Origin of the sequence: Rhodopirellula sp. JB055 (genome assembly GCF_043100905.1) — a bacterium.
Classification (GTDB): Bacteria; Planctomycetota; Planctomycetia; order Pirellulales; family Pirellulaceae; genus Rhodopirellula.
Genome location: NZ_JBICHO010000099.1, coordinates 1 through 6,487, shown reverse-complemented (window position 1 = coordinate 6,487; position 6,487 = coordinate 1). Strand labels below are relative to the sequence as shown.

Sequence of the window (6,487 nt, the reverse complement as noted above, 5' to 3'; positions counted from 1 at the left end):
AGTTCTTCTTCGATCGATGGGTACCCCAAAGAAAACCGCATCAGGAAACGGTCGAGTTGGGCCTCGGGCAGTGGGAACGTTCCTTCGTGATCGACGGGGTTTTGAGTGGCGATGACAAGGAACGGCGGGTTCAGCGTGTAGGATTTTCCGTCGACCGTGACGCGAGACTCTGCCATCGCTTCCAACAGCGAGGCTTGCGTTCGCGGCGTGGCTCGATTGATTTCATCGGCGAGCAAGATCTGCGTGAACACCGGGCCGGGACGAAATTCGAACTCCGCGTTCTTTTGGTTGAAGATCGACGTGCCGGTGACATCGGTGGGCAGCAGGTCGGGGGTGCACTGGACTCGTTTGAAGTGGCAACCGAGGCTTTTCGCGAGGGCGCGGGCGAGCATCGTTTTGGCCACACCGGGAACGTCTTCCAGAAGGATGTGTCCGCCGCTGAGCCAGGCGACCATCGACAGAACGAGCTGTTTTCGCTTGCCAACAATCGCGTGTTCGACGTTGCCGATGACTCTCTTGGATAGCTCCGCAACCGCCGAAACGTCTGCGGGAGCGCTGCTGGGGGATTTGGACGCAGCCGGTTTGGAACCCGTCGCTGGCGGAGGGCTTGCTTCGCCACGAGGAGCGGCAGGCGGGGTCGCTTTGGAATTCAAGGGCAAACGCTCCGGTGACGGGAGACTCCGACGGATAAGGTCGCGACGCGGATGGAAGCCCGCGAGGCAGCGTTCCATGATAGCCGGGATGTTCGATTGCCGTGGTGATTGACTGAGCGATTCAGGCGTCCAGCGGCGTTCTGGGAGGGTTCCCGCGGAAAGGAGGGATGAGCGTGGTGAGCCGATCATGCCGGAAAAAGGCTCTCTCTGGCAAAGCAACCCAAAACCGAGTTGATGACGTATAATGGAGGGATTCACGAATGAACGTGAATCAATCTTCTTTTTTGTTTGCGGGGGTGTGGATGAGCCATGGTCGACGCTGGCATGATCCCAACTGTCTTGGTGACCGACGACGACGCCGATTTTCGCGGCGTGATTTGCGAAGCGCTTGTGCGCCGCGGCGTGCAGACGGCACAGGCGGCTGACGGTGACGAAGCTCTCCGCGTGATCGAAAAGAACGCCATTCACATGGTGCTTCTCGATGTGCACATGCCGCGTGTAACCGGGCTGGATGTGATGCGAATTCTCTCGCAGCGTCCCAATGCGATGCCGTACGTTTTGATGAGCGCGATGATGGACGAAGCCATCGAGCGGGAAGCGGCTCGGATGCGGGCCTACAAAATTCTTCGTAAACCCGTTCGGTTGGGGCAGCTTCGCGAAATTGTATGCGGCGGTTTGACAGAAACTTACGGGTGGCATCCGCCGGAATGAGGGATGCTGACGGTGACACCGAGCCAACGTCGAGGACCGACCCAAAACGAGTGTCGGTGAACCCGTACGCGACGTCGATGCGACCGAGCGGATCGGAGTCGGACTCCTTCGCCAGAGCCGATCAAGACGACGCGGTTCTGGCGTTTGATGGCGAGATCACCGAAGACGACATTCGGAAGTTGATCCCAGAACGAGGGCTGTGGATCCTTTTGGCGGTGTTGATGTGGGGAATGGTCATTCCCGCGTTTGCGATCGGAATCGTGGTGTCGACGACCAATGTGATCTTCAGTGGTGTGGATTCCGAAACCGTTTTGGGAATCTTGATCTGCGTTTTGGTTGCGATTGGGTTTGCGGCAGCGACTCAATACGTCCAACCATCCAGACGAGCACGGCGGGCGTTGAAGCAGCGGCCCGATTTGGTGGGGCGTGCGGTCGGTAAATTTGTGCCAGCGGGGTTGCTGGTCAACGATGGTGAACGAACCCATTTTCTAAACAGGGACTATTGCCGACGGAGCCAGACAACGAAGCATGGCATTCGAGTTCCGTTGTTCGAGGGGCCTTACGTTCAACTCTATCTTGCCAAGCGATTGTTCGAACGATTCGACGAAACGGTTTGGACCGAACTTCAAACGATCTGGCAACAACCCGATGCGAAGCCACTGGATCGTGATGCGGTCATGGAACGAAATTGTCAGCAGTTGGGAAAGCGTCCTGAGTCAGCGATTACCTTTGACGGGCAGGTCACGTTGCACGTGCCGGTGGACCACGCGGCGGTTCGGAAAATCATGTACCGCAACGGTGGCATGGTCGTCGTCTATGGCGTCGCGACGTTGTTGGCTTGGCACTTCGGACACTGGTTCATCGCCTTGGGGGCTCTCATTTTGGCTCTCAGTACCGTGCGATACTTTTACAACAGTTGGCGATGGATGGCGATTCCGACTCAGGACACCACTTGGCAACAGCACGGATGGATCAGCCCTGATGAAGTGGTCAGTGTGACTGAAACGAACGGTGTTCGCCTGCTTCGCGACGAATGCCAAAGAATCGAATGGATGGACGAGACCATGGTTTGGCATTTGCAAAACAACCGCGCCATGTATTTCTCTCGCGAACACTTTGAGAGCGATGATGATTGGAACCGAGTCAGCGAATCCAGTTCGCGGAAGTCAGTTCCCGCGATCGAATGACAGAATGGTTTCGACCATCGTCTGAACGCACTGGTCGAGGTCGGGGGCTGAGTCTGACTCGAAAGACCCGAGGCCGCGAATTTCGGAGAACGATCGCAGCCAGGTTTCTTGTCGTCGAGCCAAACGTCGGGTGTGAAAGACGACTTGTTCTGCTGCGGTTTCAGGAGCGTCACCGGCCTCGATCGCTTCGATGATTTCACGGTAGCCAACCGCTTGGCGTGATGTCTTGGAAAGCGGTTGTTCCATCGCCAATAGAGCTTGCACTTCTGCGACCAAGCCTTCGTCGAACATCGCCTCGACGCGTTGTTCGATTCGTTGATGCAAAACCGGACGAGGAACTCGCAATGCAAAGACAAGTCCTTCGTGGCTGGATCGAGCGGCATCGAATTGCAGTTGTCGGTGGCTGATCGGGGTGCCGGTGGCACGAGCGAATTCGAGTGCGCGAATCATCCGACGTGAATCACCCGGATCAATCTTCGCGGCCGATAGCGGATCGACTTGTTGCAAACGGTCCCGCAGTGCGCCGATTCCATGTTGCTTCAGGTCTTCTTCCACAGCGTTTCGGAACGCTTCGTCGGCGGGCGGACCAGCATCGAACCCACGCAGGACACCTTTCAAATACATCGGGGTGCCGCCGACAAACATCGGTCGTTTACCGCGATCCAGGATGTCTTGGACGCATGCATGAGCGGAATGCAGGTACTCCGCCACGCTGAATTCTTGCCAAGGGTCGACCAAGTCGATCAGGTGGTGGGGGGCTCGTTCTAGTTGGCTGGGGGTGGGTTTCGCGGAACCGATGTCCATGCCGCGGTAAACCGCGATGGCATCCAGAGAAAGGATTTCGATTTCTTGCCGGCCATTCGTTGCGGCCGCGAGAGTTTCCGCGACCCGCAATGCCAATTCTGTTTTGCCCGAAGCGGTCGGACCGGTCAGAACGATCACATCGTCGAACAAAGGGGGAAAGGGCTGGGATCGTGTGTCAGGTTGCATCTCGAAAGTCAGTTGATGTGGTAAACTGGATTGTTCACAAGAGACCGTGATCCAGGAAAGGGGGCAACCCGAGTGGGCATGACTTACTTTCGCCGTTACCGCATGGAGATGGATCTGCGCCAGTGGAGCGGTTCTTGGGACGCGGCGGAGATGGCCGCTCGCGGTTACGAATGGGCCGCGTTTGACGAGGGATTGGTCCGCGAACATGCGGCAGCGAAATTTCAGTCGTTCCGCAGTGAGATGGACGCGGATGTGTTCCCGTGTTTGGGCCGCCGCGATGGTTGTCTGCGTTTGATGCGAGAGATTACCAGTCGGGCGGCGTTTGTGCCCGAGGCGACCTGGTTGATCCGCTATCGAGATCGTCCGGGTGGCCGTCCGGTTCCCGTCGGTACCATCCAAGGTTTGGATTTGGATGAGTGGGGGGCGGTCCAAAACTTGGGCGTTGTCCCCGAACACCGTGGCAACGGGTTGGGACGATTGCTGATGATGCGTGCGGCGTCAGGTTTCAAATCCGCAGGACTGGATCGCATGCATTTGGAAGTCACCACGGCCAACACTCACGCGGTCAAGCTTTATGAGCGAATCGGTTTTCGCCAGACCAAGGTGGTATACAAAGCGTGTGAAGTCGCCGGCGTCTGATCGGATCAGTTGCTTGGGCACTCAGCGGATCAAGTGTCGAAAAGCGAACGACGGATCTCGCCCAGCCAACTTTGGTGATGACGGCGCAACCGCATGACTCGTTTGGCTTTCGCGACAGCGTTGTCGAAATGAGCTGGGGAAAGGAACATTTCTGCGGCGTGGGGCAGTTCAGCCGCGACGGCCAATCGATCGATCAAGCCTCGGTGAAAGATTGGCAAGCCGTGAGCCCGGCACAGTTCCATGGTGAGCGCGTCACTGGTTGGGACTTCTGGTTCACGCGTGCGGTAGTACCAAACGGCGACGCCGCCGATGGCGATGATTGCCAGTACAAGGCAGGCGATCGTGGCGATCGAAAGCGATGATTGATTGACGGCGGTTTCGTACCGCGGTGCCAAATCAGACATTCGAGTGACGTTCATCAGCAGCGGAGATGGTTCTGTCACGGATTCGGTGAACATATCGGCGTGGATCAGTTTGGCGAATTGGAAGGCGTGATTCATAGGATCAGTCCTCGCTCATCCATGGCAGCGAGCGCTGCGTCACGCAAGGAGCCTTTCGGGGTGGCACAGAGTTCACGCAACACGGTTTCAGATTGTGGTCCTGTCCCGTGCGCCAGTGCTTTCGCGGTCCGTAGTTTCGCGACTTGGTGATCGGTTTCGGCGATCGTTCGAAGCGGATCAATCATCAAATCGACCAGGCCAAGTGACTCGGCGAACGCGATCGCATCCAGTCGGTTTTTCATGACAGCGTGCCGCAATCCCGATCGAACCGTGTCCAGAGTGCTGGAGTCGACTTGCATCAGGACGCGTCCAAGCCGTCGACCGACATCGGGGGAAAGGTTTGCGAAAATTGGCAGGGCTTCGTGGGTGTTCAAATGCACGAGCAATGCTTGGGCAGCTTGAGCCAGCGGGGCAGACTCATGGTCGGTGAGTTCAATCAGTCCGTTCAATTGTTCGATTTGGCGGTCGATATTGGTGATCGCAGGATCCGTCGTGGAGTCGTCTCCGGTTTGCTCACGTTTGGCTTGCTGTTTGCTGGCCGTTTCCAAGATCGCGATCCAATCGTTGAGAGACGCCGCTTCAATGCGTTTTAGGCAGACTTCCGCAACCCGCGTTTTGCTTTCGTCGCCTCGTTCGAGCATTGCTAGAACCATGTGGATCGATTCAGATTCATGTGGCATTGTGATCGAATAGGAGTTGCACATCGCGGCGTCGCGATCACTGCCAAGGGAACGCATGAAGGATTCGCCACCACGCAGGCAATCCGGCAATCCGTATTCGCGCAGATTGATCGCGGTGATTGGAGTAGGGGAATCCCCGATGGTATCCAGCAAGGCTTCGCAGAACATGGCATCGTGTCGACGAAGCAGCAGGCTGATCACCGGCCCAGGAATTTTGCGTCGTCGGATGAATCCTGAGAGGAGCTGAAGCACGGCCTGGTGCTCGCTGGTCCGCATTCGGCGCAGCAGTGTCTCTTGCGATGCGGATTCATCGCTGATCAACTGCTGAAGCAATGCGTCATTCCAATCCGAAATGACCAGGAATGCATCTAGCAAATCGTTGTTGCGATGAGCGTTGTGTTGTTGGACCGCAACGGCCAGTTGCTCTGCGATTCGTTGTCGGAATCGTTCCTTTTCCGGGTCGATGCGAGCGGTGTGGTTGCGGTGGCGAATGGGTTTGGAAAGGGGACTGGCAAGCGCCAAAGTGACCTCGCCAGACGCCGCCCGAATCATCGAGTCTTCGTGATGTTGAGCGAGGTCGATCAGTGTTTCGAGTGCCGTCGTTTGATTCAGGCATTCGATCATATCAATCAACCGCAGTCCCACGGCTTGATTCCATCCGCCTTTCGCGAGTTGCTTGGTGACGACAGCGCCCAAGCATCCTGCATCGATTTGGTTGTCGGATGTGGTCAGTGCGGAAAGAAGATCGTCGTGATACTTTTCGAAGCGATTGATTAACCAGTTGAGCGTCTTGACGTCTTTCCGATGCGCCATGGCTCGCAGGCTACGTTGGCGTGTGGAGCGGTCGCCGCTTGTGACGCCTCGCTGCAACACTTCTCCGGCGCTGGGGGACGTGTGTGTCTTGAGAATCTCGAACGTGACGTCCAGGGAAGACATGACTCGATCGTCCGGAAAAGGGAAACAAAGAACGAGTGGCCCGTCAAAGCTAAAAATGAGGGTTGATCGTAGTGGGGGGGGGGGCGAGTGGCTGGTTTTTTTTGCAGGTTATTTAAAGAAGGCACGGGCACAAACCACACAAAAAAACAACACCAAACAAAAAAAAAAACTAAACACCCGAGAACCGGGGG

8 protein-coding genes are annotated in these 6,487 nt (G+C 56.7%); 4 read left to right on the top strand and 4 right to left on the bottom strand.

Annotation, left to right across the window (positions count from 1 at the left end; genetic code table 11):
* On the bottom strand, nt 1-653 hold a 653-nt coding region (locus ACF8AM_RS04050; RefSeq protein ID WP_392554401.1), incomplete at its 3' end, for an AAA family ATPase.
* A 309-nt stretch (nt 654-962) separates the two neighbouring features.
* Between ACF8AM_RS04050 and ACF8AM_RS04045 the strand changes: the two genes are divergently transcribed.
* Both ACF8AM_RS04045 and ACF8AM_RS04040 read left to right on the top strand, forming a co-directional pair.
* The gene (locus tag ACF8AM_RS04045; protein WP_392554400.1) at nt 963-1,364 is read left to right on the top strand and encodes a response regulator; all 402 of its coding nucleotides are present in this window, start codon (nt 963-965) and stop codon (nt 1,362-1,364) included.
* 56 nt (nt 1,365-1,420) lie between these two features.
* Nucleotides 1,421-2,551 carry a hypothetical protein gene (locus tag ACF8AM_RS04040; RefSeq protein WP_392554399.1) on the top strand — a complete coding sequence of 377 codons (1,131 nt, stop codon included), beginning with the start codon at nt 1,421-1,423 and terminating at the stop codon, nt 2,549-2,551.
* On the opposite strand, the gene miaA is transcribed toward ACF8AM_RS04040, so the two are convergent.
* The gene (gene miaA / locus ACF8AM_RS04035) at nt 2,531-3,541 is read right to left on the bottom strand and encodes a tRNA (adenosine(37)-N6)-dimethylallyltransferase MiaA (RefSeq protein ID WP_392554398.1); all 1,011 of its coding nucleotides are present in this window, start codon (nt 3,539-3,541) and stop codon (nt 2,531-2,533) included. The genes ACF8AM_RS04040 and miaA overlap by 21 nt on opposite strands.
* 72 nt (nt 3,542-3,613) lie before the next feature.
* Here miaA and ACF8AM_RS04030 point away from each other — a divergent pair, with 72 nt between their 5' ends.
* The gene (locus tag ACF8AM_RS04030) at nt 3,614-4,180 is read left to right on the top strand and encodes a GNAT family N-acetyltransferase (RefSeq protein WP_392554402.1); all 567 of its coding nucleotides are present in this window, start codon (nt 3,614-3,616) and stop codon (nt 4,178-4,180) included.
* A gap of 29 nt (nt 4,181-4,209) precedes the next feature.
* Here ACF8AM_RS04030 and ACF8AM_RS04025 read toward each other — a convergent pair whose 3' ends face one another.
* On the bottom strand, nt 4,210-4,680 hold the full coding sequence (locus ACF8AM_RS04025; RefSeq protein WP_392554397.1) for a hypothetical protein: 471 nt from the start codon (nt 4,678-4,680) through the stop codon (nt 4,210-4,212).
* Nucleotides 4,677-6,296, bottom strand: a complete 1,620-nt coding sequence (locus ACF8AM_RS04020) for a hypothetical protein (protein WP_392554396.1) — start codon at nt 6,294-6,296, stop codon at nt 4,677-4,679. Before ACF8AM_RS04020 ends, ACF8AM_RS04025 begins: the two co-directional genes overlap by 4 nt.
* Between ACF8AM_RS04020 and ACF8AM_RS04015 the strand changes: the two genes are divergently transcribed.
* Nucleotides 6,295-6,487 (top strand): hypothetical protein (locus ACF8AM_RS04015; protein WP_392554395.1); only part of this gene is annotated, 193 nt, incomplete at its 3' end. The two genes, ACF8AM_RS04020 and ACF8AM_RS04015, sit on opposite strands and share 2 nt — an antisense overlap.